This is a genomic window from Saccharothrix sp. NBAS 001 (assembly GCF_056640475.1).
Map to the genome: position 1 here is coordinate 9,404,796 of NZ_CM153251.1, position 25,140 is coordinate 9,429,935.

Sequence of the window (25,140 nt, forward strand, 5' to 3'; positions counted from 1 at the left end):
GCGTGGTTTTCCCGGCGGGTGGCACGCCGGCGGTGGTTCGTGAGGTTGGCTGGATCGCGTGCCCACGGAGAAAGAGCGGCTCGACGCGGTCGAACCGACCGTCGCCGACCTCGTCCACCGGACCCAGCTGCTGACCGCCGAACTGGACCGGGTCAGCCGGCGACTGCTGGTCCTGGAGCGCCGCCTGGCCGGTGCCGGCTCAGGCCCGGACGAGGACTTCGACCTGGTCGACGGCGAAGTGGGCGACATCGTCGCCGCGCTGCGTGCGGCGTGGGACGCCGAGCAGGAGGTGCTCGCCGACTCGGTGCGGGTGGAGCTGCGCCAGGAGGTGGCCGAGTACGACGCGCTCAAGGAGCGGCGGGACGCCGGCCGAGCCCGCCTCGCGTCCGGCCGGATGCCGAGGTTCGAGCGCGACGCGCTGGAGCACGAGGTCCACCAGCTCGACTGGCAGATCGGCTCGGCGGAAGCAGGCGCCCAAGACGCCGCCGCCCGCCTGGAAGCCGACTCGGCAGCCGCCGAAGACGCCCGTCGCCAGGAAGCCGTCCTGGCCGGCGAAAAGGCCCGCGAAGAGATCTGGGACGCCGCCGCCCGACGCCTGGAACGGGCCCTGGCAGCCGACACCCGCCTCCCCGTCTGGTTCCGCGTGGGCCTGGGCGAAATCCCCAGCCCGGACCCCAACCCCTGGGTGCGAGCCGCCACCGGACTCATCGCCTACCGCCTGGAATACGGCGTCACGACCGCCGTCGACCCGCTGGGCGATCCCCCCACCGCCGGCTCCGGCTCGGCCGCGTGGGTCCGTCGAACCGAGGTCCACACCGACCTGGTCGACCAACTCCAAACCCTGCGCCCCTGACCCTGCGCCCCTGACCCTGCGCCCCTGACGCAGCGCGCTGGACCCAGCGCCCTAGACCCCCACCGTTCCCTATTTCGGGCAGACGGCGATCATCGCGGCCAACGCGTCATGCTCGGCCTGGTCGATGGTCAGCCCGTACGTGCTCTTGACCGTGATCCAGTTGGCGGCGTAGACGCACCAGTACCCCTCGACCGGCGGCTTCCACTTCGCCGGATCCTGGTCCCCCTTGGCCCGGTTGGTGGTAGCCGACACCGCCACCAGCTGGATCCCGCCGAGATCATTGGCGAACTTCTGCCGCTGCTCGTCGGTCCACTTGTCGGCACCGGACCGCCACGCCTCCGCCAACGGCACGGTGTGGTCGATGTCGAGCTTCCCCGCGTCGGTGATCGTCACGCCGTCGTACACGCTGACCCAAGTGCCCGACGTGGCCTTGCAATCCTTGTCGCTCCGGACATCCGTACCCTGCCGCTGCAACACGACCTCACGCGTGTCACACGAGTTGCCCTGCCCGCTCCAATGCGGGAACCGGTCCCGGCTGTACCCGGCCATCTTGCCCTCGGCCGCGATCTTCAACCCCGCCAACAACGGCCCAGGATCCTGCGCCGGCGTGGCACCGGGCGCGGTACCGGGCGGCTGCGCGCCGGTCGACGTCGGCTCGACCGGGGACTTCGACTCCTGGTACCGGGTCAGGTAATAACCGATCGCCAGCAGCAGGACCAACACCGCCACACTTGCCCACGTAGTCGTCCGCTTCCGGCTCATGGGCACCAATGATCAGCGATCACCATCACGACGTGATCACCGGGTGGCACGCATCAGGACAACCCCGCCCCCACAGCCGAATCCGAGCCCGGAGGATCAACGGGCCAACGCAAGCCCGCGCGAGCCCGACCGCCCTCGCTGCGAGCATGCCCAACCCCGCTGCGCGCACGGCTCCAACGAGGGCACTCGAACACGAGCCCTCCAACGCGGGTAGGGCTCCGACTCAAGGCACGGCGACAACTCTGTCCGGCTCGGACCTCGCAGGCCCAGCTCCAGCAGGCCCAGCTCCAGCAGACCCAGCTCCAGCAGACCCAGATCCAGCTGGCACGAGTTCGTCAGCACGTGTTCGCGAGTACGAGTTCACGGGCACAAGTTCGCTGGCACGGATCGGCTGCCTCCGCCCTCGCCCTCGCCAGCGCGGTCCCGGGAGCGCAGCGCGATCGCGTCATCACAGCCCCGCTGGCGCAGATGTTGGTACGGGTCGATGGACAGGCGCAGGCGGCGCATGCGGGCGGACGCCCATAGCCGGACGCCCATAGGCGGTCGGGGATGCGCGGTCGCGGATGGGCGGATGCCCATGGGTTGGTGCGGGCGCGGGTGCGGATGGCGGGATGTCGATGGGCGGCTACACGTGCCGTGCGTGCAGGCGGCTGCGGTGTAGCCATGCGCGTGTCGGCGTGCGTGCGTCGGCGTGCGTGCGTTGGCAGGCTGCGCGTGCCCGACGGCGCATGCGCGGGTGATCACGCGCGGTCTGCTGGTGGCGGCAGGGGTCTGTTGGCTGGGGCCGCCGGTGGGTGTGGTCGGCGTGGTCTGCGCAGGTCGGGTCTGGGTGCTGTGGACGGCTTGGCCGGGGTGCGGCGTGGGTGGGTGCGACGTAAGTGGGGTTGTGGTTCTGAGGGTTGAGGGTGGCGGCTCGGGTAGGTTCCATATCTCACCGAGTAACGGGAACAGTGTTTCCGTACGTTTTCCGGTGTTTTTCGGGGTTGTTCACCGGTTTGTGTGACGTGTGGCGTGGAAAGCGGCTCGGGAAACGTGGTGTTGGTGGTGAGTATAGGAGTTCTGGGTATGAGTGGGCGCGCCCAGAGCCGTTGTCGGACGGTGGGCGCGCCTCACGAAGGCGGCCAGTAGCGGCGGGTCAGTACCAGTAAGGACCGGTAGTGGTGGAGTCAGGAACGGTGGCGTGTTGAACGCACCGGTTCAAGGACGGTTGGTCAGGTAGCCGCCCATGTGCGTGAAGTACTCCGTCGCGCCCAGTTCGCTGCCGTCCTCCGTACGGACTCGTTTCACCAGAAGCGCGTGGTTGCGGCCTCGGCGGGAGTCCGCGCCCGCGACGATCGCGACGCCGTCGCCCTCGCGGTAGAAGATCCGGCCGGGGGTGCCGCCGTAACGGGCCTCCGACACCTCCGCCTCGACGATCTCCAGGCGCTTGCCCTTGTGGAACGTGAACGCGCTCGGGTACGGGGCGCACTGGGCGCGGACCAGGCGGTCGAGTTCGTCCGCCTGCCACGTCCAGTCGATGCGCAGGTCCTCCTCCGCGCGCTTGTGGAAGAAGCTCGCCTTCGTCCGGTCCTGCTTGGTGAAGTCGGTGCGGCCCTTGGCGATCTCGGCCAGGCCGTCGACGGTGATCGGGCCGAACAGCTCCAGCGTCTTGTGGAACAGGTCGGCGGTCGTGTCGCGGGGGCCGACGGGGACGGCTCGCTGGAGCACGATGTCGCCCGCGTCCAGCGTCTCGTCCATCATGTGCGCGGTCACGCCGACCTCCTTCTCGTCGTTGATCAGCGCCCAGATCAACGGTGAGAAACCCGCGTAGGCGGGCAGCAGCGAGTCGTGCACGTTCAACGTGCCGTGCTCGGGCAGCGTGAAGATGTGCGGCGGGATCCAGGTGCGCCAGTTCGTCGCCACGATGACGTCCGGCCGGACCTCCTTCAACCGCTGGAACAGCTCGTCGTCGTCCGGCCGGTTGCGGATGATCGTCTCAACGCCGTGCTCGGCGGCCAGGTCGGCCACCGAGTCGCTCCAGATCCGCTCGTACGCGTGGTCGCTCTTCGGGTGGGTCACCACCAGCACCACCTCGTGTTCGGAGTCCAGCAGCGCTTGGAGCGTGCGGTGGCCCCAGGTCTGGTAGCCGAACATGACGACCCGCATGGGACTCCTCCAGGGTTTAGGCTCGCCTAAGTTACCTGACCCTAACCTAACTCGGGGGTCCCGTGGACCGTCCGGTCGGTCACGGTCGCGAGGGGGTGCGGCGCGGTGGCCCGGGGCGGCCTCGGCGGGCGGCGGCGAATTGTTGGAATGCCCGGACCGGCGGCTGTCGAAACGGTTTCCGGAATCGGCGGGGCTTTTGCAAGGACTCCTCATATCGCGTTCTGTGGTAGTCCTTGGCGGCGGAACCCTGCCGCTCCGAGTGAGGAGAACTCGTGTCCACCGAACCGATCGCCGAAGCGACCACGAAACCGACCACGAAAGCGGGAGCACGATGAACGGCCGCGCCGAACGACCGTGGGCGCCCGGCCCGAACGTGCCGTTCGACTACGTCCTGGCGAGTCCGGCCGGCATCAACCACCTGGCCTTCGACCACCGGACCGGCACCTGGCACCGGCTGTACGAGAACGGGCCCGCCGAACCCCTGCACGTCGGGCAGGCCATCCTGCTGCGGCCCAGCGACGTCGATTCGATCCTGTCCTTCAGCATGTCCTGGTGCCTGGGCGCGGGGCACGGCAAACCCCGTTCCGAGGAACTCGTGGACGAACTGGCGAAATCGATCGGGGTCCTGGTCCGGCACCTCGCCGAACGGGCCGGTGTGCCGAAGGCGTGAGCCGGCTCGGAAACCGGGTTCGGAGGTCCGCAGCTACCGGCGCCGCACGGCGGTCACCAGCAGCGCCACGCCGCCGACGACGCAGACCAGGCCGATCGCGGTCCAGAGCTTCTGGCCGGTCATGAAGCTGCCTTCCAGGTAGCCGAGCCCCTGCGCGGTCCACACCGCACCGAGCACGACGAGCAGCACACCCGCGCCGACCGACCACCACTTGCGCATGTCGCGAGGTTAGCCCCCGCCTGCGGGCCGCCAACTAGCCTGCGGGGGTGATCCTTGACCTGAAGGTGGTCGGCGGCCGGTTCGCGACCCTCGACCCGGCACGGCCCGGTGCGTCCACGCTCGGCGTGTGGGGCGGGCGGATCGTCGGCTTGGACGAGGACGTCGCCGACCTGCCCGCCCGCCGCGTGGTGGACCTGGGCGGCGCGGTGGCGCTGCCGGGGTTCGTGGACGCGCACAACCACCTGGCGTGGGCCGGGCGGGCGTCCCGGACGCTGGACATCTCCGGCTGCGCGACCGTCGCCCAGGTGCTGGACCTGCTGCGCGGCGCGCCGCGTTCGGTGTGGCTGGAGGTCGCCGGGTACGACCACCGCGTGCTCGACCGGCCGCTCACGGCACGGGACCTCGACGTGGTCGGGCCGCGCGTCTACGTGCAGGACCTGTCCGGGCACGCGTGCGTGGTGAGCAGCGACGTGCTGGCCGACCTGCCGCCGCTGGGCGACGTGCAGCGGGACGCGGCCGGGCAGCCGACCGGGTTCCTCGCCGAACGGGCGCAGTCGGCGGTGCGGGCGATGATGCTGCCCTACTCGATCGCCGACATCGCGTCGGACGTGCGGTCGGGCGCGGAGCAGTGCCTGCGCGAAGGGGTCGTGTTCGCCGCCGAGGCGGGGGTGGGCGAGGGGCTGATCGGCAGCAGTCCGCTGGAAGTCGCGGCGTACCAACGGGAACCGCTGCCGATCCGGGTGCAGCTCATGGTGTCGTCGGGCGAGCTGAGGGACGTGCGGGCGCACGCGCAGGACGGCGTGCGGCGCGCGCTCCCGCTGGGCCTGCGCACCGGTCTGGGCGACGAGTGGCTGTCGATCGGCGCGTTGAAGCTGTGGACCGACGGCGGGATGATCGCCCGGACGGCCGCGTTGACCGAGCCGTACGTCGGCACGGCGGGCGCCGGCCAGTTGCAGGACGACCCGGCGGTGATGCGGGCCGCGATCCTGGACGGGCACGACGCCGGCTGGCAGCTCGCGGTGCACGCGATCGGCGACCGGGCGGTGGACTTCGCGCTGGACGCGGTGGCCGAGGCGCAGCGCCGGCGGCCCCGGCAGGACGCCCGGCACCGGATCGAGCACTGCGGGCTGGTGCGGCCCGACCAGCTGGACCGGATCGCGGCGCTGGGCGTGATCCCGGTGGTGCAGCCGACGTTCCTGTGGGCGTACGGCGACGACTACTCGGCGATCATGGGCCCGGAGCGCGCGCCGTGGCTGTACCGGGGCCGGGCGTTCCTGGACCGCGGGGTGGTGCTCGCGGGCAGTTCGGACCGGCCGGTGGCGGACGGGAGCCCGCTGCGGGCTGTGCAGTTCATGGTCGAGCGACGGTCGCGCACCGGGCTCGCCGTCGGGCCGGACGAGGCCGTGACGGTGACCGAGGCGCTGCGCGCGTACACCGCGAACGCCGCGTACGCGTGCCGCCGCGAGGACGACCTGGGCTCGCTCACGCCCGGCAGGCTGGCCGACTTCGTCGTGCTGGACGACGACCCGCGCACCTGCGAGGTCTCCCGGATCGGCGACATCGGCGTGCTGGCCACGGTCGTCGGCGGGCGGTTCCGGCACGACCCGGCCGGGTTCGCGGGCTGAACCCGGCCCGGTCCGCCGGACCCGAAAAGGCGAGGTGGCGAGCCGCTCAGGTGGTCAGGCGCTCATCCGCCAGTGCACGACGTACCCGGCGGCCTCGGCGGCGATCAGGGCGTCGAGCTTGGCCAGGTTGGTCCGCTTGGCCATCTTGAACGCCCGCCCGCGCCGCGCGTCGAGCAGCAGCGGTGTCGCGCCGGGCAGGGTGTCGGCGGTGGTCTGCTGGAGGATGCGCAGCCCGACGTTCGCCGCCTCCTGCGTCATCACCGCCTCCTTGGTGTAGACGAGCACGGCCGCCGTCGAGCCGTCCGGCAGCCGCAGGCCCAGGTGCGGCCGCACGCGCAGGGACAGCTCGCCCTCCGTCCACCGGGCGGCCCGCACCGGCACGCCGGTCGCCCGGGTGCCGCGCAGCCACGGCAGGAACCCCTCCCGCAGCTCCGTGAACGCCCGCAACTGGCCGTTGCGGTTCGCCGACTCGACCGCGACCTCCAGCTCCGCCTCCGGGTCGGTCGAGTTCGCCGCGCGGCGCATCGCGTCGCGCATGGGGTTGTAGAACCCGCACACCCACGGGTCCACGCCCAGGTACACCTCGCGCTGCTCGGAGACGATGCTGATCCGCCCGCGCTGGCCGCTCATCACGTACTCGGTGAACGACAACGCGGTGACGCTGACCGGTTCCACGACCACGACAGGCTCCCCTCGCCGTATCGAACTGACGTTCGAATTCTACCCGTCGGGTCCGACAATCAGGGGTTACGAGCGGACCTTCCCGAGCAGCGGCCCGAGGTCGGGGTCCGCGGCCACCTCGTCGAAGATCGCGGCCAGCGTCTCGTCGTAGAAGGGGGCGGCGTTGCGGTAGATCTCGCGGCCGGCGGGCGTGATGCAGCTGAACACCCCGCGCCGGTCGGTCTCGCAGATCTCGCGCGTGGTCAGGCCGGACTGCTCCAGCCGCGCGACCAGGCGGGAGACCGAACTCTGGTTCAGGCCCACCACCTCGGTCAGCTCCTGCATCCGCAGTTCGCCCTCCGGCGACTCGTGCAGCGCGCCGAGCGCGGTGAACTCCGACATCCCGAAGTGGAACTGCCGTTGCAGCGCGCGCTCCAGGCTCGCGTTGATCCGGTTGTGCAGTGTGCGCAGGCCGGACCAGGTGGCGCGGACGGACAAGACGACCCTCCCCGGAGTGCAGGTATGGGTCTACATCCTATGCCGGGTTGTCGCCGACCAGCCCGAGCGCGCTCAGGCGCACCTCGAACGGCTCAACCAGCGCGATCACGTCGTCACCCTCGGACACCGCGACCTCCTGGTAGCGGCCGTCGCGAAGGGCCAGGCAGCGCAGCGTCGGCAGGTCCGGGTCGACCAGCCAGTAGTGCGGGCAGCCCGCCTGCTCCAGCTTCACCCGTTTGAGCTCCAGGTCCAGCGTGCGGGTGCGCGGCGAGTGCACCTCGACGGCGAGCACCGGCGGCCCGATCAGCGCGCGGGAGGTGAACGCCGCGCGGTCGCCGACCACGACGTCCGGGATGAACACGGTGTCGTCGGCCAGCACCACGTCGACCGGGGCGGGCAGCACTTCCCAGTCCGGCGGGCAGACCGCGGTCAGCGCGATCACCAGCCGGGCGACGGCGCGTTGGTGCACGGGGCGGGGTGAAGGGCTCACCAGGAGCACCCCGTCCACGAGTTCGTAGCGCCGACCGTCATCGGGCATCGACTCCAGGTCCACCCACGTCAGCGGCTTGCCGCTGTCGAACGCGGGGGGTACACCCGTCATGGTGCGTGCCTTCCCTCGTAAGGTCCACAACGCGGAGAACGGCCCTGGGGGTGCAATTACACCCTGAATCGCGCCACACGCACGACTGCGGACGCCCGAACGGCAGAGCGCACGAATGCGCACGGGGCGTTCACTACCCGGCAGGCTCGCGCAGCGTCGCCGGACGTTTCACCCGTTCAGCGCAGGAAGCGACTGAACGGGCGCACCCGGACGTCCGGCGGAAAAATGAGTGAAATTCGTCCCAACAGCAGGAAGGCCGGCACATGGGGGAGCGCCCGGACATCGATCTGACCAGGCCGAGCGCGGCCCGGGTCTACGACTACTACCTGGGCGGCGCGCACAACTTCGCGGTCGACCGGGAGATGGCGCGGCAGGCCGTCGAGATGTGGCCCGAGGTGCCGCTGATCATGCAGGCGAACCGCGCCTTCCTGCGGCGGGCGGTCGAGTACTGCGCCGCGCGGGGCGTGCGCCAGTTCCTGGACCTGGGTTCCGGCATCCCGACCGTGGGCAACGTGCACGAGGTGGCCCGCAACGCCGACCCCGGCGCGCACGTCGTGTACGTGGACAACGACCCGATCGCGGTCACCTACAGCCGCTCGATCCTGGGCGACGACCAGCAGACCTTCGTGGTGCAGCAGGACCTGCGCCGGCCGGACGCGGTGCTCGCGGCGGCCCGCGACCTGCTGGACCTGTCGCGGCCGGTGGCCGTGATGATGGTGGCGGTGCTGCACTTCGTGACCGACGAGGACGGGCCGGCGGACATCGTGGCCGCGTACCGGGACGCCGTGCCGCCGGGGAGCCACCTGGTGCTCTCGCACGCGACCCGCGACGGCCAGGACGTGCAGGCCGACAGCCACCAGGACCTCTACCGGCGGCGCACCGCGACCCCGATGACCATGCGGTCGCACGACCAGGTGCTGCGGTTCTTCGACGGGTTCGACGTGGTCGAGCCCGGCGTGGTGCACCTGCCGCTGTGGCGGCCGTCGTCGCCCGAGGACGTCGACGACCACCCGGAGCGCTTCGCCGGACTGGCCGCCGTGGGCCGCAAACCCTAGAACCGGTCCGGCGCCCGTCCACGCGGACGCCGGACCGGCCTTCAGGACGTCAGAACTGCAACGCCCACGAGTCCAACGTGCCCGTGTCGCCCTGGTAGGCGTCGTACACGCGCAGCTTCCACACGCCGTTGGCGGCCTGCGTGGCGGCGTCCACCGGGTAGGTGGCCACGATGTCGTCCGCCGAGTCGTTGGACGTGTCCTTGAGCAGGTACGCTGTCCCGTCCGGGCCGACGAGGTGGATGCGCACGTCGCCGCGGTAGGTGTGCTTGATGTTCACCTCGACCTTGAGCGCGGGCGGGGCGTTGCCGGTGAGGCCGGCGACGGTGATCGGCGACTCGACGGTGGCCAGGTCCCGCACCGCGAAGTCGGCCGCGTTCTCGAACCGCTTGCCCGGACCGGGGCCGGGGCCGCCGTCGGCGTTGTCGATCAGGCTCGCGATCTCGTTGTGCACCAGGGAGATCCGGGTCCCCCAGTTCGGGCAGCCGCCGAGGTGGTGCAGCGCGATCACCTTGTGCGACGAGGCGGCCAGCACCGGCGAACCGGAGTTGCCGCCCGAGCTGTCGCACTTGTAGCCGGTGTTCACGCCGGAGGACACGACGTCGATCTTGCAGTACGCGCCGCCGTCGCTCTCCTCGTACAGCGACAGCCGCTTGGGCTTGACGTCGCCGTGGCCGGGCAGGTAGATGCGCTCGCCCGCCTTGGGCTCGCGCACGTCGAGGTAGAGCGTGCCGAAGGACTTGATCGAGTCGAAGTTGTTCACCGAGAACAACGCGTAGTCCAGGTTGTTGAGCGGGCTGGACTTGACCAGTTCCAGGCCGCTGACCTTGGTGCCGGGCTTCGGGTTGTTGCCGCCGCAGGTCGAGCACTGGTAGTCGAACTGGAACTCGCTGGCCCGCAGGTCGGCCGCGCTCTCCATGCAGTGGAAGTTGGTGAGCATCCGGTTGGTGTTGCCCACCCGCCACGCCGTGCAGTGGCCCAGGCCGTTGAGCAGCTGGCGCGCGACCGCGCCGGTCCGGGCGTACTCGGTGGGGTGGCTGGTCTGGTAGCAGACCACGTCCTTGCGGGCGTCGGCGCCGCAGACGCTGAGCGTGCCGGGGTTGGCCGCAGCCGTCTCGGCCTCGGTGAAGCCCCGGTAGTAGCTGTCGATGTGGACCCCGAAGCCCTGGCGGGTCAGGGTGTCCGCGTTCGCGCGCTCCTTCGCGGCGTGCAAGGTCACCACGGCGGTGTCGCCGTCGACGGACATCGCGGCGAAGCCGGCGCGACCGTGCACGGTGTGCGCGGAGTCGCCGGGGAACGCCGTCGTGGTGGGGTTGCCGTGGTAGGTGTGGACTTCGCGTCCGGACGGGTCGGCGACGGTCACCCGGTCGCCGGGTGCGAGTTTCAGCGAGGCGAAGTGCACCTTGACGTAGCTGGAGCCCGGTTCGGTGATGACCACCTGCCAGGAACGGCCCGTGGGCGCGTACCGCAGGGTCTCGCTCCGGGCCTTGAGTTCACCCGCTTTGGTGACGTTCCCGTTCAGGGTGGACTGCGGCGCCCGCGCTGATTCGGCCTGGGCTGATTCGGCCTGGGCGGGGACCGCGGCCGGGACGGGTGTGGCCAACGCCAGTGCAGCCGCCATCGGCAGTAGCAGGGACCGGATGGACAAGGCGCACCTCCTTGGAAAGGTCGTTTCCGGGGTGGCGGCGGTGTCCGACCCGACCTCTGGTGGAGGACGGACCGGACTCGTACGGTCGCACGACCCGAGGCCCGCACTCCAGCCCCGCTCGTTCCGCGGCGTGCCGGGCACCCCCCGGATCGCCCGGTCCCCGACCCGGTGCGAGAGCCGCGCGACCAGGCTCCCGGTGCCGGGGTGGCACGCAGCGGCCCGTCACATCGGAGCGGGGCCGCACGGCGTGGCGAAACGGGCGTGGCCCCGTTCTTGGGGAGGATCGCCCGCGGAACAGACTGACGTGGCCTTACGAGGACAGGCGCGGCCCGACGACGACGAAGGAACCGGCATGGTCTTGGGCAGTGAGAACGCAGCCAAGCTCGCGGTGCTCATCGACGCGGACAACGCGCGGCCCACCATCGCCGAGGCGTTGCTGGCCGAAGTCGCCAAATACGGCACCGCGCACGTCAAGCGCGCCTACGGCGACTGGACCGGCACGAACCTCAAAGGCTGGAAAGACCGCCTGCTGGCCCAGTCGATCCAGCCGGTGCAGCAGTTCGCGTACGTCACCGGCAAGAACGCCACCGACGCCGCGATGGTCATCGACGCGATGGACCTGCTGTACACGGGACGTTTCGACGGGTTCTGCATCGTCTCCAGCGACAGCGACTTCACCCGCCTCGCCTCACGCCTGCGCGAGTCCGGCCTGACCGTCTACGGCTTCGGCGAGCGCAAGACCCCGAAGCCGTTCGTCGCCGCGTGCGACAAGTTCATCTACATCGAGAACCTGAGCCACCCCGACAGCGACGTCGTGGCAGCCGACGCGGCCCTGTCCCCGCCCCAGCGGACGCCCGCCGAACAGCTGGCGAAGGACAACGCGCTGCTCAACCAGCTGGGCAACGCCGTGGAAGCCGCCTCCGACGACGACGGCTGGGCCCCGCTCGCGTCCGTGGGCCACATCATCACCAAGCAGCACCCGGACTTCGACTCCCGCAACTACGGCTACGGAAAGCTCAGCGACCTGATGGCCGCCACCACCCTGTTCGAGTCCGAACGCCGCAGCCCGGGAGACGGCAAACCGGGCGTCGTCTACGTCCGTGACAAGCGCTCACGCGCGGGCAAGAAGCACGCCTGAACGCTCAGACCGTCGCGGTGACGATGCCGCGGAACAGCTCGTCGCGCTCGGCGTCGGTCAGCGTGCCGAACTGGTTGGGCGCCTCGGTCGAGCCGGCCGACGGCTGCTTGGCGGAGGCGGCGCACAGGGTCGTGCCCGTCGTCGCCTCCAGGACACCGGAGACCGGCTCGCCGGTGCGGGTGGCACGCACCTGGATCTGCAGGACGCGGTTGAACAAGCGGTTCTTGAAGCTCCCCGGCGCGCCGCCGAGCGACCGGTACTCGCACTCCCGCACCTCTATGACGCTGAGCACCTTCACGCAGGCGACCAGCTGGAGCGAGGTCCGCGCCGCCGACTTCCAGTCGGCGGGCAACTCGGCGATGTCGGACGTCATGGCGGCGTCGGGCCCGAAAGCCGTGCCTTTGTAGGCGCGGACGGAGAACGCGATCGAGTGCGGTCCCGGCCCCGTGTACGCCCCGGTGTCGGGGAAGCCCTGCCCCTCGCACACCGCCCCGTACCCGCTGGCGACGATCGACGGTCCCTCCGGCGTCTTAGCGGTGGTCGTCGTGGTGGTGGTGGAGGAGGTCACCGGTTGCGTGACCGTGACAGTCGTCGTGACCGGCGGGGTTGCCGTACAGGCGGCCGTCGCGAACACGCACGCCATCACCGTCGCCAAGCCACTGCGCTTGTTCTGTCCCACGCCGGGGACGCTAGCGATCCTCGACCCCGCCCGCTGCCGGTTTCGGCCCTCGCGCGATCGGAAACTTCCGGGTGAGAGCTGGGCCGATCTCGACGGAGATCGACACCCAGCGCCACGACTTGCGAACCAGCGCCCCCGGCAGGATTCGAACCTGCGACCTCGGGATTAGAAGTCTTCAGGGGAATCAATGCAAGCACTTCTAGCTGCGAGTATGGTGTGGAGCCATGTTGCAAACGTCGCACTGATCGCTTGGTTCGCGGCGAGACGGCTCCACAGATGGCTCCACGATTGGGCCGATCGGGAGCATCTTACGATGATCATCCGTTGCAGGCGGCGTCTTGAATTGGAGCACGCTTCTGGCGGCCTGTGTCGCGCTCTAACCTAACGCGTAGCATACGTGTCCTCCCTAGAGAGGAAGACGCATGAATGAGATTCAGGTGACGGTTCGATCGGGTATCCCTGGTGGGTCTGACTACAGCATCCCTGATGGGCATCCTTACCCGTCCACGACGACTGACTTCGTCAAACTGTTGCGTGAGCAGGGAGTGGATGTTTCCTACCAGCACGAGAAGGTAGACCGTCGACTTGTAAGTCTAAACGCTGCGGAAGTTTGGCTACCCATTCTCGCATTCGTAACAGATGTAGGCGTCAATGTTCCGGCGAACATCGTCGCTTCAGTCATTTTGAATTGGTTTGGCGGGCGTCGAGATAAGGCAGAAAAGGCGCTATTGCACGTCGAGTACGAGGTTTTGGGGCCGGGGGGCGCGTCTAAGCGGTTCAAGGCGAGTGGTCCGGGGAGCCAAGTTCTGAGCGCAATGGAGAGGTTCGGGAAGAGTGACGAATGATCGCGGAACCGCAAAGCTAAGGGAAGGTCAGCGGCTCTATGGAAGGGTGCTGCGCGCCGTACTCTGCGGCCAAATAGAGGAGGGTTCTCACGAGCGCCTTCGTGCCGCTATCAAAGTTCTTAGAAGCGCCATGAATTGGCTAGAAGCATCATCTGATGCGGAGTTCGAGACTGCTCACCAATTTCTCGACAAATGCGGAAAACTTGCTCGAAGTTCATTCGCTGACGGATGTCAGTTTGAGATGCGTGACGGCACCTACTTCCAGAGTTGTCCGGTGCCGCTCGCGCATAATCGCATTGGTATGAGTGCCGGGTATATTATAAAAGCTAGCGAGTGTTCGATATGTGGTGAAGATCCGGACGAGTGTCAGCACATCGCCGGACGTATGTACGAAGGGGTTCACTGTCACAGAGTCATCACGGAGGCTGATTTGATGGAAGTGTCAATCGTCGAGCGGCCAAACGATCCGGATGCTCGAATAGAATCCTTCTCTATCGGTGAAGCTGAGATGCGAGAAAAGCTGGGGAGCGCCTTTAAGAGTGGAATGCCTGTGACATGTGACAGATGCCTCACTCCCTGTGAAGGTATTCAGTACCCGATGCGGGAAGGCAATGGTCGATAGTCTCGGTGATGTGAGGCGGCCTTCTCCAGGCGATAGAGAGGGTTCTTGGTTAACTGGTAGTAGGAAATTCGGCGTTAAGGTATAAGGTGCTGCGGGAAATTCTCGAACTGTCGGGGCAGGCGGTTCTAATCGATCCGCACAGTGCTTTTACACCGCTGTTCCTGTGACGCAAAGAAGTGAATATGAGTAAAGACCTTGGTCGACCTTCTGTTACTATCGGGCCGACTTGGTCGGGCCGGATATCGTCTTAGGTTCTTGCGGCGTTGGGTGACTCTAGGGGTGGACTGGCCGTCGTATCGAACGACGTACGACTGCGGTATTGCCAACTAGGCTATGGTTGTCGTGAGCCTCGACGTAAGATGGAGGCGTGGCAGAATATCCGGAAGCACTTCGATGGTCTACCTACGGTGAACGGGCTATCTACGAGAACCAGTGGGTAACGGTAAAGCTGGTCGATGTCGAGCCGCCGGACGGTTCTCGGTTCGAGCATCATGTCGTGAAGCTGCATCACGTAGCGGTCGCTCTGTTGCTAAATGATCGTGAGGAAGTTCTAACGCTTTGGCGGTATAGGTTCGCGGTCGATCAGTGGGGATACGAATTGATCGGCGGCCTTGTTGAAGAAAGTGAAGACCCGGTCGATACTGCTGTGCGGGAAGCTGAAGAAGAGACTGGATGGAGGCCGATCGGCGAGCCCGAACGCCTCGCGACTTTCCAGCCATTGCCCGGCATGGTGGATGCGCCAGTTAGTGCCTATATTTGGCGTCGGGCTGAGAAAGTCGGTGAGCCTGCGGATGCTGAAGAGGCCGCCCGCATCGAGTGGATTCCAATTGATCGGATGCTTGAGCTTGTGAAGCGTGGTGAAGTTCTGGGGTCCGGCGCTATCGTTCCTCTACTTTTCTACTTGGCTTCACGTAACGCCGGCGCGGCCGGAATCGGGTAGTTCGAGGTTTGCGAGACGTCGCCGTTGGCGGTCGGAGCCGATTTGGGTGGCTAGACGCTTGGCCTTGTGGGCGTACTCAACGGCCATTCGGCTATCGCCTGCGGCGGCGTACGCGAATGCCAGGTCGGTGAACATTCCGACCTGGCCACGAACGGCCGACCTCGGGGAGGACTCCAGCCGTTGGGCCGCAGTCTCCAGCTCGGCGATTGCGTCGTGGTTTCCCAGTCGTAGCAGGGCGCTGCCACGCCACCTTGATAGGTGGGCATCGTTGAGGAGCAGGAAGGGCATCTCGGGGTTGATCGGATCCTCGGGCAGGAGAGAGTTCGCGGTGTCGAACGCGCGTAGCGCGTCATCGTGGCGGCCTGCGGCGGCGAGTCCTTCTCCGTGTGCTGCGGCCAGCCACGTCTGTAGGAGTGATGGCGCACGGTCCCGGGCTACGTAGCGCGCGTACTCCAAGAGTTCTACTGCTGCCGCTGGTTCGCCGATGTCCAGAAGGATCACGGCTTGTTGTGCTGCGGCGTGTGCCAGGAGGTTGGGGGAGTCCGCCTCTCGTGCCGATACCTTGGCGTCCTCGTGGTACTGCCACGCTTGAGTTTGCGAACCACGGTCTAGGGCTGTCCAGCCAGCTAGGGTGCGTGCGTCGGTTAGTGTCGCGGCTAGGCGCTCTCGGTGGGCTGTGCTGACGCTGAACGATCGGACCTTTTCCATCTGGTCGATCAGGTTGTTCAGTTGATCCAGCACGGCCATCGCGCCGAATCGCTTGTCTGAGCGGCGAATGTCGTTGACTTGGCTTTGGAAGAGGTCAAGTGTCTCGGTGTCGATTCCTCGGGCAATGACCAAGCGATCTCGTAGCTCTTCGGTGCTCTCGTTGAGCAGGTCAGAAGGAAAGCCTAGTTCCTGGTTTGTTCTGCCGTAGAACTCCCGGAACAGGCGGCGGTAACCCGGATCGGTTACCTCCACGTGGCCGTTCTCCCAACGGGAGAGCATGATGTTCAGAGATGACTCGGACGCCACTGAGACGCCTATTTGTGGACCACGTTTGAGCAGGAAGCGAACTAGCTGATCTTGGGTCTTCCCCGACTCCGCGCGGACGCCCTGTAGGCGCGTCAGCGGTGGGTCTCCCCGCTTTCGCCTTGCCACATTCTCCCCCGTCCCCTGAGGCCGTGACCTGCGGACTTAACTCCACCTAACACCTGGTGGGTTAGCCGCTGGCAATTATTTGTACCCCCTGTCCAGCGGTCTGCTGTTGTCATGGAAGCGACAGCGAAACCGCCAGACCGGTACTGCGGTCTACTCCTTCCGACGTGGTCCTTCGTCGAGTCGATTGGTCAGTGTTCCGAGTTGGGCACGGAGTCCGCGGATCTCTCGGATTATCGTGTTCAGCAGCGGGATGACCGGGTTTTCGGCGTGGGTGGGAGTCGGGTCCGCGTCCGGCGGGGCCTGGCCGGTCAGTACGGCCGTCAAGTGCTGCGGGTGCCAGTCGAGCGCTATCGAGAGCGCTTCGAGGGTTCGCGGGTTGCGACGCCGCTGGATTCGGCCCTGCTGGATCTCTCGGACGATCGCCAGCGAGACGCCCGACTTCTCCGCCAGTTCCCGCTGCTTCAGCGCCAGCTCAGCCGCGCGGGCGTTGACCGCCTCCGCGACTGCCGACCAATCCTCTTCCACGTCCGCCTCCGTGCTCCGCCTCAGCGCCGACGTTAGCGCGGAGTTCAGGCCGATTACGGGGTTATGAATGACATCAGCGGTCTTTGACGCCTAATCACCGCTTATGTCAGCGCTCCGGACCGGTGAAATCAGTCTTTCGGAGGCGTGACCAATGAGTACCAACTGCGCAGGCGAAAGTTCGCCGACGTTCTACACGGTGCCTGAGGCCGCACGGCTGATGCGCATCGACCGTTCCACCCTGTACCGGGCCATCAACGACGGCGCGTTCCCGGCCGTCCGTGTACGCACCCGGTACGTCGTCCCCGCTCGTGCGGTCGAAGAGATGGTTCGGCGGGCCGTCGAGTCCGGCGGCGTTGTCGACGTGGCTGCCATAGCTGCTGAACGGCGTACGGCGCGGGAGATGGCACGAGTCACCGGAGGTGCCTCGTGGTGAACGTCGATGACCGGTTCGAAGCGATTGCCGCCGACTTGGATCGGCTGGCCAAGGTCCCGGATGACGTGGTCTTGGAGATCGTGATTCTGGGCGCGGAGTGCGTGTGGCTCTACGGTCCGGAGACGGCCCCGGTGTTTCAGGACGGCTTGGCCGTGCCCTCGACTGTGGGGTGCCCGGTGTGGCGGGCCTGTCTGGAGCTAGAGCTGCGCACGCCGGGTCCGTACAGCGGAGGGGTGTGCAGCGGGTTGTCCGATGCGGACTTCGACGCGCTGCACCGGGTGTGGTTCGCGCGGCGCGGTCGGATGGGTGGCGAGAGGGGGTCGTTGTCATGACGGTCGAGCTGACGGCTACCCAGGTGTTGGCCGGTCTGGGCGTGCTGTTGACGTTGGTGATGGTGTGGCGTGCTGGTTCGCGGCGCGCCCGGGCCACCGCTGACGCTGCACGGTCGGGTGCCCGGCTGTTGTCGCTCACGAGTCGGGTGCTCTTCGCGGCCGGGGGCATCGTTGGTGTGCAGTGGTTGGTGATCACCCACGGCCAGGACTCCACTCTGCTGTGGGTGGTGTTGGGGCTGCCCGCGCTGTTCGCCGGTTACACGCTGACGAAGGCGTTGACGGTGACTGCGGTGGACGGTGCACGGCGTCGGGGTGGTCGTCGGTGAACACCCCGAAGGGTGTGGGGAGGGTGGTCGCCTTCGGGCGGCCACCCGCCACCCACGCAGACGATGCGAACGGACTCGCACGCGAAGCGGCAGCGGCGGCGTTGCTGCGGCAGCACCAGGCCCGGCCGGACGTGGTGGCCTTGCGCGTCGAGCGGGTCCGGGCACAGGTGGACCGGTTGTGCTGGGTTGGGATCGTGTTGGGACTCGGCTTCACGATGACCACCGTCCAACGTTTCGCGGCCGGGGACTCGGCCGCCTGGTCGTTGCAGTGGATGGCCGCGTGGCTGCTCGATCCGACCGTGTCTCTGGTGTTGTTGGCGATCCTGCGCGCCGAGCAGGTGACCGCGCGGTATCAGGTGCGCACGGGGCCGTGGGTGCGGCGGGCGAAGTGGTTCACGCTGGCAGCCACCTACGTGATGAACACGTGGGCGTCGTACGCGGCCGGTTCGCTGTCCGGGATCGTGCTGCACTCCGTGCCGCCGCTGGTGGTGTTCGTGGCTGCGGAGGCGGTCACCGATCTACGGGACAAGCTGACCGAAGCGGTGTCGGTCGCGTTCATGGACACGCGCCAGACGACACCGGCTGCGGCGGATGGTTCCGGAGTGGCGGTCGGGAACGGCGGTGGCAGCTCGACGACGTCCGCCACGAGGGCGACGGGGCGGACGTCGTTCGGCGCGTACTTGGCGACCGCACGGGCCGCGTGGGCACCAGAAACCACAGTGACGCCCGCGTGGGTTCGGGAGGTGACGGGTTGCTCTAGGGGTCTGTCGTCGCGGTTGGCAGCCACGCTCGCACGTCAGATCGACGGCCGTGGAAGTGCGTCGTGAACGGGCGCTGCAACGCCGTGAACGGTGATGCGCTACCGGTCCGACGACCGTCCGGCGAACTCGTGAACGCAGTCCTTGAGGGTGAGTTCGTGAACGACGGACCGAAGCGTTCACGAACGGACTGGTGGCGACGTGCGGTGGGCTGGTGGCTGCGTTCACCGCGCGTGCCCGCTGTCCTGAAGTCGCGTCGGATTGCCGCACAGGCGATCAAGGACGCAGTGGCTGCTGTCGTGCGATCGCCATGGCGGATGTTGGGGGCTGTGGCACGGGGGTTGGTCGTCGCGGCACGTAGGTGGAGGTCGTGGGTTCGGGTTGCCGACTACCGGGAGGCTGCGGAGGCGTCCGACAAGTTGGCGGACAAGTTCCAGGACATCCGGGCGTTGACCTTGTTCCGGTGGAAGGTCACCGGAGTGGTGTGCGGCGCGCTCGCTGTGGCGGTCGCGGTGCTTGATCTCGTGTACGGGCATCAGGTGCTGTGGATCGGCGGAGGTGCGGTTGCGGTGGCGTTGGCCGTGTTCGGTCGACGCAAGGACGGTTCACCGGGACGTCGGCCCGTGCTTTCTGGACCGCGCACCTTGACGTGGACGATGGACGCGCAAGGGCTCGTGGACGCGTTCAGGGACGCGAAGCTCATCGGCAAGGACGAGTCGCTGCGCCTGGTCGAGCGTTCCACGCGCCAGGGAGACGGGTGGGCGGTGACGGTTGACCTGCCGGCCACACGTAAGGCTGCTGACGTGATCAAGAATCGTGAGGCGTTGGCGTCCGCCTTGGCCGTCGATGAGGTGCAGCTCATCGTGGAGCGCGTTCGCGGCAACGGTGGCCACGCGGGGCGGGTCGCGTTGTGGGTGGCGGATGATGATCCTTACGGCACTGCTCCAATGAGCACGCCGCTGCTGAACGTCCAGCAGTGGGACGCGTGGCAGTCAGTCCCGTTCGGAAGGGACGCACGTCTGCGACCGGTCAACCTGTCGTTGGTGTGGACATCGTTGCTAGTTGGGGCCATCCCACGGCAAGGCAAGACGTTCGCGGCGAGGCTGGCAGCGGCGGGACTCGTCTTGGACCCGTTTACGCGGCTCTACATCGCTGATTTCAAGTCCGGGAAGGACTGGTACGCCTCTGCGCAGGTAGCCCACCGGTTCATGTCCGGCGACGAGTCGGAGCACGTCCAGATGTTCGTGGACTGGTTGGTGGAACTCGTTGGTGAGGTACAGGGTCGCTACCGCCGGATGCAGGATCTCGATGATCGAGTGTGCCCCGAGTCGAAGATCACCCCCGCCATGTCCCGTGACCGCCAGTTGGACATGCCGATAACGGCGATCTTCGTTGACGAGGTACAGGTCCCTCTCGAAGACCGGACACCGTTGGTGGTGCAGGGGAAACGCCTCAATGCGGGGGAGTACGTGGGCGAGCTGCTGACGTGGCTTGCCCGCAAGGGTCCGGCGGCTGGGATCGTGCTCGTGCTGGCGACCCAGCGGCCGGACAGCAAGACCATCCCGAGCAACCTCCGGGCGGTGCTGGGATCGCGGTTCGCTCTGCGCGTCATGGACTGGAGGGACAGCAACATCGTTTTGGGCGAACAGATGAACACGCGCGGCTACGACAGCAGTCGGCTTCTAGCGTCGCACAAGGGCGTCGGCATCCTCAGGCCGGACGGCGAGACCAACACAGGTGCCGACGTGTTGGCTACGACTGTGCGCACCTACTACATGCCCAATGAGGACTGGCGCGCCATCTGCGAACAGGGCCGGGCACTCCGGGAAGCGGCGGGAACGCTGAGCGGGCACGCGGCCGGAGAGGACACTCGGCCGAGACTTGATCACACGGCCGTGGCACACGTGGTGGGCGTTGTAGCTGATGACTCCGAACGGATGGAGCTGCCTGAACCCCTCGCATCTGTAGTGGACTACCTGGGAGACGACCTCGAACCAGGTGGGCGGGAGTTCGTGCCGACTGCTGAACTCGTTGCAGCGCTGGAGGTGGAGCCGACCGCGTTCGGCTTGCAGATGGGCGACCTCGGGTGCAGGCCCAAGCGCGACCGGATCGTCACCGAAGGCGGTGCCCGCCAGGTACGCGGCTACCTGATCACTGAGATCAGAGACGCGGTCACTCGATGCAGGGATGAAGGCGCGGATGTCGATGATCGCTGACCCGTCACAGGCACTCCAACCCGTCCCACTGCCTGTGACAGGCCCGAAACTGTCTCTACCAGGGGAAACGTTGTACTGTGACAGGTGGGACGGGGACTGACAGCCTGTCTCACCTGTCCCTGAACGCCCGTGGGGCGCGCCCTCGCCGAGAGCGCGCCCTACGGGGACACCCGTCACAGAGTCTTCGGCACTACCTCGAACAGTTCCTCGAAGCCCATCGGGCTCAACGCCACCAGCGCTCCGCCGATGAACGCCGGACCCGGTCGAAGCTCGCCGTTCAGCACCCGCATCAGCGTCGAACGCTCGACCTGCATGGCGTTCGCCAACGCGTACTGCGACCTGAACTCGGTACGGAGAGCGGCGCGCTCGAAAGCCTGTACCCGCAGCCTGACTGTCCAGGACATCGACACCCCTCCCGGTGCGGGCAGGTCACCTCAGCAGCCAGGCGAGCTGCTCCCCAGCCATCAACGACTCGCACCTGTCCATGGGGCACAACCACCGTGTTGCTCGTGTCTCTACGACAGCCGGCGGCAGCGGGACCGTCGCCCACACCGGGGCAACCGTCTCGCCTGACAACCCACGTGAGGAGGACAGCAGGAAGGTCGCCTCTTCCCGTTGCTCCCACGTCGCCATGGCGACTACAGGGGTCGGGTCGGCAAGGAACGTCTTGTGGTTGACGACCCGCTCTGCGCGTTCCAGATCGACGGTCACCGCCACAAGGTTCTCCTGAGTCACGACCAACACGGACCTGGTCAGCCGACTCGGGAGTACCGGCCACCACGCCTTGACCAAGTCCTCATCGGTCGTCGCCATGTCCGGCGGGCACAACGCCAGCGCATCCCGCTCATGACCAAGCACAGGATCCACGTAGTTGTCGTCAAGCCAGGCCGCACCAGGAATGACAGGCCACTCGCGGTCCGCGCAATCGAGAGCGCACTGGAGGGGAGTGGTCATGCCGAGTCCGCGTTCTCGGTACAGACCTGGTCCATCCACATCAGGCGAGTCGTCACGTCTGGAGCGTCGAACATCCGCAACAAGCTCTCGGCTGACGCGCTGCCCATGCGGAACGTGCCTTCGGCCGACACTGCTTCGACATGGTCCGGGAACGCCATGCCCCACGCGCTGACCCGTGCGTCCTCGCGTACGCCGTACTCCTGTATCACAGCGAACAATCGAGGTGCGTGGTCGATGACCATCCCTCGAATCAAGTCGCTGAACTGAGCTTCTGGGAACGATGGCGACTCGCTGGTCTTCTGCACCGTTGTCGTGGTCATGACTTCCTTCCGTGGCTGTCCGGCCGGGACTCCCGTGAGTTCAGCTTCCGTAGGTGGGCTGCAAGGGCCTCTTCGAAGTCCCTCAACAGGTCTTGCGCCTCGCGCAGCTCGTCACGTGTCCACATGGCTGTTTCGGCGCTTTCCTGACACCGCTGGACGTAGTGCCGACCGATGACCGCGACGTACAGCGGTGGCAGCACCAGCCAGACCACGAACAGGATGATCCCCATCCAGTCGAACCCCTGTGCTTCCTGAACCACGGTCCTCACCACCCGGTTGAGAGGTTGCGCCGATGTCAGCGTCTCTCGTGATCCAATTCAGGTAAATGACCAGGTGTGGACTTATTCGGCCCTCGATGGCCCTACACTGATCGGCGCTGACATCGTTGGTTGGAGGTCTGCGGATGAGGACGGGGCACGAACGATCGAGGACACTCCTCGGGGAGCTGTTGCGGCAACGCGGGCAGACAGCCGAGGAGCTGAGCGAAGAGGCGGAGGACCTTGCTCGAAAGAGGGGGATCAACGCCACCCTCAGCCCCCGGCACATCCGTCGACTGATCGTCGGGCGCAGGGAGGATGGGCAGGAACTCGGAGCGGTCCGCAGCTCTACCCGGAGACTTCTCGAAGAGCTGTTCGGAGTCTCTCTTGATCAGTTGCTCTCGCCTGTCACGAACTCCGAACCGGAACGCCCCGAGTGGTCTGGCGAAGTGTTGGAGCTGCGAACTCGACTGGCGTCCAGCCGTGCCGTTGACGACCAGACGATCTCGCTGCTTCAGCAAAAACTGGACCTCACCCGAGTCATCGACCGGAGGCTGGGGGCGGCGACATTGCTGGGGGAGTTGCGGGAGCAGATCAACCAGATGTGGCGGCTTCTCGCCCACATGCTTGATCACCGAGCACGGACAAGTCTCGCCAAGGTGTTGGTCGACGCCTCGACACTGGCCGGCTGGCAGTCCTTGGACCAAGGGTTGATCGGCGAGTCGTGGAAACACTACGAAGGGGCACGGAGCGCGGCTTGGGTTGCTGAGTCGCCTGCGCTTGAGGCGTACGCCTGTGCTGGTCAAGCGGTCGTGCTGCTGGATATCGGCGACACCGGCTCAGCCGTCGAATTGACCGGCCACGCCTGCGCGGTCGCACGCGACAACTCGTCGGGTCTGCTCAATTCGTGGCTCATGGCTGGTCACGGCGAAGCACTCGCCGCACACGGGGACAAGGCTGGCAGTGCGCGCGCGTTTGACAACGCGGCACGCTCGATTGACGAGTGTCCTACTGGGTTGGGGGAGTCGTACCTGGTCTTCGACCACACGCACCTGACTCGGTGGCGGGGAAGTGCTCTCGCGCGGCTACGAGATGCCGAAGCGATCGATGTGCTCACGGGAGTGCTCGACCGGCTTGATCCGACGTTCGCTCGTGCGGAGACGGCGCTACGAGTCGACTTGGTGCAGGTGCTCACGACCAACGGTGAATCTGTAGAGGCGTCAGCTCATGCCGAACGTGCGCGGCTTCTCGCTGTGCAGGTCGGCTCGGTGCGGCAGCGTCGGAGGCTTCAGGGTGTGGGGTGACCGGCGGTTACTTCTCGGCGCTTCGGTGCCTGATCTGCACGACGTCAGCATCCGCTTGTGACGTCTGCGCGGGGTCTAGCACCACGGCTCGCTTGCCTCGACTGGCCGTGACCAGACCTGCGGCCTTCAGTTCGGCCACGGCGCGGTTCGCGGTACCGGCGGAGACTCCGTAGCGATCGCGGATCTCGGTGACAGTGGGAAGCAGGTCGCCCGGCCGGAGCGCACCGCACGCGATCGCCCCACGGAAGTCGGCCGCAATCTGGAGGTAGGGACCGGTGATCTTGCGTTCGAGCGTCGATACTGGGCTGCCGCCGTCATCGACGGTCAAGGGCACCGCCGGCATCCTGCCTGTGAGGGTCTGAGAAGCCCTCTGGTCGGCTTCGGAACTCCACGCGGCATAGACCCGCAGGGTGGTGCTTCCGCCGCCGCTGTGGCCCACACGACCGGCGATCGTGCGGACGTCGACGCCGGCCACGATCAGCTCGCTGACGGTGTAGTGCCGCAGGGCGTGCAACTTCGACACGATCCCCAACCGGGCGCACATACGTGAGTAGCGCTGGGTCATGGAGTCGGGTTTGACGTACGCGCTGTGGTCCGGCTCGTTCGAGAAGATCCGGCCCTTCCGGCTCAGCTTCTGCCCCATCTCCGCAGCGAGGTCTTCGCAGACCTTCAGGTACGCCTTCAGGAGTTGGACCGTCACGTCGTCCAGCGCGACTCGCCGTTGTTGGTGGTCCTTGAGGTCCTTCTCCCAAGTCTCGCCGCCCTCCTGCGCAATGGAGGTCTTGAGGAACAGCGTCTGCCGGACCAGGTCGAGGTTGTCGAGTGAAGTGGCGCACAACTCGCCACGTCGAGCGCCCGTGACCATGGCCAACCAGAGGAACATGCCCCACGAGACGTCGTGGAACGCGTCGTTGACGATGGCAGCGGCCTCTTCGGGCGTCGGCGGACTCGGCTTCGGTTTCGGCGCGGTCGGCTGCTTCGCCTTGGCCATCGGGTTGACCGATATCCAGTCCCAGCGGAGCGCCATCTCCAACGCGCTGTTCAGGCACGAGTGGATCTTGAGGATCGTGGAGTTCGACAGCCCCCGGCACTCGTGCTTCCGGCACTTGTCGGTGCACTCGTGGTCGTCGGTCATCCGGTGCTCGATGAACCCGCCCTTGCCGCCGCAGTGCAGCGAGCACTGCATGAGGATCGCGTCGAACGAGTCGAGCGTCTCTCCGTCGAGCTGCTTACCGATCTGCAAGTGCCCGAGCAGCGGGCGGATGTGGAGCCTGATGTTGCGGCGGTAGCCGATGGCCGTCGTGCGCTCGACCGTCCGGTCAAGGGACTCTTCGTACTTGTCGAAGAGCATGTTCACGGTGGCCCGGACGCGGGGTGCCCGCCGCTCGTCCACCTGGTTGAGGAGCTTGGTCCGGACCCGCTCAGCCTCGCGTTCGAGGTTCGGCGTCGTGCGCGGCAAGGTCTCCGTCAGGAAGTTCTTCTTGCCGGTCAGCGGGTCGATACCCGCGTACACGCGCACCTTCAGGGAGCCGCTGGGGAGGGTCAGGATCTCGCCCCGTTGCTTGGTCTTCTTGCGAGCCTTGGCAGCGCTCATGGAGCCAGTGTAGCGCCGATTGGC

At 67.0% G+C, this 25,140-nt stretch carries 29 protein-coding genes; 14 read left to right on the plus strand and 15 right to left on the minus strand.

All coding sequences use genetic code 11. The features are described from left to right. Nucleotides 1-58 precede the first annotated feature (58 nt). Complete coding sequence (locus tag AC0HI0_RS42455) at nt 59-853, plus strand: hypothetical protein (protein WP_480929110.1); 795 nt, start codon at nt 59-61, stop codon at nt 851-853. 69 nt (nt 854-922) lie between these two features. Here the strand turns inward: AC0HI0_RS42455 and AC0HI0_RS42460 are convergent, their stop codons facing one another. After that, nucleotides 923-1,615, minus strand: a complete 693-nt coding sequence (locus tag AC0HI0_RS42460) for an HNH endonuclease family protein (RefSeq protein ID WP_480929111.1) — start codon at nt 1,613-1,615, stop codon at nt 923-925. Nucleotides 1,616-2,812: 1,197 nt separating this feature from the next. Then, complete coding sequence (locus tag AC0HI0_RS42465; RefSeq protein ID WP_480929112.1) at nt 2,813-3,760, minus strand: methionyl-tRNA formyltransferase; 948 nt, start codon at nt 3,758-3,760, stop codon at nt 2,813-2,815. Between the two features lie 331 nt (nt 3,761-4,091). Between AC0HI0_RS42465 and AC0HI0_RS42470 the strand changes: the two genes are divergently transcribed. Further along, nucleotides 4,092-4,430, plus strand: coding sequence for a hypothetical protein (locus AC0HI0_RS42470; RefSeq protein WP_480929113.1), 339 nt, complete (start codon nt 4,092-4,094; stop codon nt 4,428-4,430). Between the two features lie 33 nt (nt 4,431-4,463). Here the strand turns inward: AC0HI0_RS42470 and AC0HI0_RS42475 are convergent, their stop codons facing one another. After that, entirely contained in the window at nt 4,464-4,649 is a 186-nt protein-coding gene (locus tag AC0HI0_RS42475) for a hypothetical protein (protein WP_480929114.1), read from the minus strand. A 47-nt stretch (nt 4,650-4,696) separates the two neighbouring features. Here AC0HI0_RS42475 and AC0HI0_RS42480 point away from each other — a divergent pair, with 47 nt between their 5' ends. Beyond that, nucleotides 4,697-6,274 (plus strand): amidohydrolase, encoded by a 1,578-nt coding sequence (locus AC0HI0_RS42480; RefSeq protein ID WP_480929115.1) that lies wholly within the window; start codon nt 4,697-4,699, stop codon nt 6,272-6,274. A 54-nt stretch (nt 6,275-6,328) separates the two neighbouring features. Here the strand turns inward: AC0HI0_RS42480 and AC0HI0_RS42485 are convergent, their stop codons facing one another. From AC0HI0_RS42485 to AC0HI0_RS42495, 3 genes are all read right to left on the minus strand, one after another. Then, on the minus strand, nt 6,329-6,955 hold the full coding sequence (locus tag AC0HI0_RS42485) for a hypothetical protein (RefSeq protein WP_480929116.1): 627 nt from the start codon (nt 6,953-6,955) through the stop codon (nt 6,329-6,331). Nucleotides 6,956-7,021: 66 nt separating this feature from the next. Then, on the minus strand, nt 7,022-7,432 hold the full coding sequence (locus tag AC0HI0_RS42490) for a MarR family winged helix-turn-helix transcriptional regulator (RefSeq protein WP_480929117.1): 411 nt from the start codon (nt 7,430-7,432) through the stop codon (nt 7,022-7,024). Nucleotides 7,433-7,469: 37 nt separating this feature from the next. After that, entirely contained in the window at nt 7,470-8,033 is a 564-nt protein-coding gene (locus AC0HI0_RS42495; RefSeq protein ID WP_480929118.1) for a Uma2 family endonuclease, read from the minus strand. A gap of 263 nt (nt 8,034-8,296) precedes the next feature. Between AC0HI0_RS42495 and AC0HI0_RS42500 the strand changes: the two genes are divergently transcribed. Further along, nucleotides 8,297-9,088, plus strand: coding sequence for an SAM-dependent methyltransferase (locus tag AC0HI0_RS42500; protein ID WP_480929119.1), 792 nt, complete (start codon nt 8,297-8,299; stop codon nt 9,086-9,088). A gap of 49 nt (nt 9,089-9,137) precedes the next feature. Here the strand turns inward: AC0HI0_RS42500 and AC0HI0_RS42505 are convergent, their stop codons facing one another. Then, the gene (locus AC0HI0_RS42505) at nt 9,138-10,706 is read right to left on the minus strand and encodes a proprotein convertase P-domain-containing protein (RefSeq protein ID WP_480929120.1); all 1,569 of its coding nucleotides are present in this window, start codon (nt 10,704-10,706) and stop codon (nt 9,138-9,140) included. A 379-nt stretch (nt 10,707-11,085) separates the two neighbouring features. Between AC0HI0_RS42505 and AC0HI0_RS42510 the strand changes: the two genes are divergently transcribed. Continuing rightward, nucleotides 11,086-11,871 (plus strand): NYN domain-containing protein, encoded by a 786-nt coding sequence (locus tag AC0HI0_RS42510; RefSeq protein WP_480929121.1) that lies wholly within the window; start codon nt 11,086-11,088, stop codon nt 11,869-11,871. A 4-nt stretch (nt 11,872-11,875) separates the two neighbouring features. Here the strand turns inward: AC0HI0_RS42510 and AC0HI0_RS42515 are convergent, their stop codons facing one another. Beyond that, nucleotides 11,876-12,439: a hypothetical protein gene (locus tag AC0HI0_RS42515; protein ID WP_480929122.1), complete on the minus strand. Its 564-nt coding sequence runs from the start codon at nt 12,437-12,439 to the stop codon at nt 11,876-11,878. A 533-nt stretch (nt 12,440-12,972) separates the two neighbouring features. Between AC0HI0_RS42515 and AC0HI0_RS42520 the strand changes: the two genes are divergently transcribed. The 3 genes from AC0HI0_RS42520 (at nt 12,973) to AC0HI0_RS42530 (ending at nt 14,957) form a co-directional block, all read left to right on the plus strand. Continuing rightward, nucleotides 12,973-13,395: a hypothetical protein gene (locus AC0HI0_RS42520; RefSeq protein ID WP_480929123.1), complete on the plus strand. Its 423-nt coding sequence runs from the start codon at nt 12,973-12,975 to the stop codon at nt 13,393-13,395. Next, a complete protein-coding gene (locus AC0HI0_RS42525) occupies nt 13,385-14,017 on the plus strand; it encodes a hypothetical protein (RefSeq protein ID WP_480929124.1) in 633 nt (210 codons plus the stop codon). Before AC0HI0_RS42520 ends, AC0HI0_RS42525 begins: the two co-directional genes overlap by 11 nt. A gap of 367 nt (nt 14,018-14,384) precedes the next feature. Next, nucleotides 14,385-14,957, plus strand: a complete 573-nt coding sequence (locus tag AC0HI0_RS42530; protein ID WP_480929125.1) for an NUDIX hydrolase — start codon at nt 14,385-14,387, stop codon at nt 14,955-14,957. Here AC0HI0_RS42530 and AC0HI0_RS42535 read toward each other — a convergent pair. Further along, complete coding sequence (locus AC0HI0_RS42535) at nt 14,925-15,971, minus strand: NsdA family TPR-like regulatory protein (protein WP_480929126.1); 1,047 nt, start codon at nt 15,969-15,971, stop codon at nt 14,925-14,927. The two genes, AC0HI0_RS42530 and AC0HI0_RS42535, sit on opposite strands and share 33 nt — an antisense overlap. A 276-nt stretch (nt 15,972-16,247) precedes the next feature. Then, nucleotides 16,248-16,622, minus strand: coding sequence for a helix-turn-helix domain-containing protein (locus tag AC0HI0_RS42540; RefSeq protein WP_480929127.1), 375 nt, complete (start codon nt 16,620-16,622; stop codon nt 16,248-16,250). A gap of 151 nt (nt 16,623-16,773) precedes the next feature. Between AC0HI0_RS42540 and AC0HI0_RS42545 the strand changes: the two genes are divergently transcribed. The 5 genes from AC0HI0_RS42545 to AC0HI0_RS42565 are packed head-to-tail and all read left to right on the plus strand — an operon-like array spanning nt 16,774 to nt 20,687. Then, entirely contained in the window at nt 16,774-17,055 is a 282-nt protein-coding gene (locus tag AC0HI0_RS42545; RefSeq protein ID WP_480929128.1) for a helix-turn-helix domain-containing protein, read from the plus strand. Then, a complete protein-coding gene (locus tag AC0HI0_RS42550) occupies nt 17,052-17,387 on the plus strand; it encodes a WhiB family transcriptional regulator (protein WP_480929129.1) in 336 nt (111 codons plus the stop codon). The genes AC0HI0_RS42545 and AC0HI0_RS42550 overlap by 4 nt, the downstream gene beginning before the upstream one ends. Continuing rightward, a complete protein-coding gene (locus tag AC0HI0_RS42555) occupies nt 17,384-17,713 on the plus strand; it encodes a hypothetical protein (protein ID WP_480929130.1) in 330 nt (109 codons plus the stop codon). Before AC0HI0_RS42550 ends, AC0HI0_RS42555 begins: the two co-directional genes overlap by 4 nt. Nucleotides 17,714-17,727: 14 nt before the next feature. Continuing rightward, on the plus strand, nt 17,728-18,540 hold the full coding sequence (locus AC0HI0_RS42560) for a hypothetical protein (RefSeq protein WP_480934513.1): 813 nt from the start codon (nt 17,728-17,730) through the stop codon (nt 18,538-18,540). Next, entirely contained in the window at nt 18,537-20,687 is a 2,151-nt protein-coding gene (locus tag AC0HI0_RS42565; RefSeq protein WP_480929131.1) for a cell division protein FtsK, read from the plus strand. The genes AC0HI0_RS42560 and AC0HI0_RS42565 overlap by 4 nt, the downstream gene beginning before the upstream one ends. A 173-nt stretch (nt 20,688-20,860) precedes the next feature. On the opposite strand, the gene AC0HI0_RS42570 is transcribed toward AC0HI0_RS42565, so the two are convergent. The 4 genes from AC0HI0_RS42570 to AC0HI0_RS42585 are packed head-to-tail and all read right to left on the minus strand — an operon-like array spanning nt 20,861 to nt 22,221. Next, nucleotides 20,861-21,091, minus strand: coding sequence for a transcriptional regulator (locus AC0HI0_RS42570; protein WP_480929132.1), 231 nt, complete (start codon nt 21,089-21,091; stop codon nt 20,861-20,863). Between the two features lie 25 nt (nt 21,092-21,116). Then, the gene (locus AC0HI0_RS42575) at nt 21,117-21,641 is read right to left on the minus strand and encodes a bifunctional DNA primase/polymerase (protein ID WP_480929133.1); all 525 of its coding nucleotides are present in this window, start codon (nt 21,639-21,641) and stop codon (nt 21,117-21,119) included. Beyond that, complete coding sequence (locus AC0HI0_RS42580; RefSeq protein ID WP_480929134.1) at nt 21,638-21,961, minus strand: hypothetical protein; 324 nt, start codon at nt 21,959-21,961, stop codon at nt 21,638-21,640. The genes AC0HI0_RS42575 and AC0HI0_RS42580 overlap by 4 nt, the downstream gene beginning before the upstream one ends. Next, on the minus strand, nt 21,958-22,221 hold the full coding sequence (locus AC0HI0_RS42585; RefSeq protein ID WP_480929135.1) for a hypothetical protein: 264 nt from the start codon (nt 22,219-22,221) through the stop codon (nt 21,958-21,960). Before AC0HI0_RS42585 ends, AC0HI0_RS42580 begins: the two co-directional genes overlap by 4 nt. Before the next feature lie 143 nt (nt 22,222-22,364). Between AC0HI0_RS42585 and AC0HI0_RS42590 the strand changes: the two genes are divergently transcribed. Further along, nucleotides 22,365-23,522, plus strand: a complete 1,158-nt coding sequence (locus AC0HI0_RS42590; RefSeq protein ID WP_480929136.1) for an NsdA family TPR-like regulatory protein — start codon at nt 22,365-22,367, stop codon at nt 23,520-23,522. Between the two features lie 7 nt (nt 23,523-23,529). On the opposite strand, the gene AC0HI0_RS42595 is transcribed toward AC0HI0_RS42590, so the two are convergent. Continuing rightward, nucleotides 23,530-25,116: a tyrosine-type recombinase/integrase gene (locus AC0HI0_RS42595; RefSeq protein WP_480929137.1), complete on the minus strand. Its 1,587-nt coding sequence runs from the start codon at nt 25,114-25,116 to the stop codon at nt 23,530-23,532. Between the last annotated feature and the right edge of the window lie 24 nt (nt 25,117-25,140).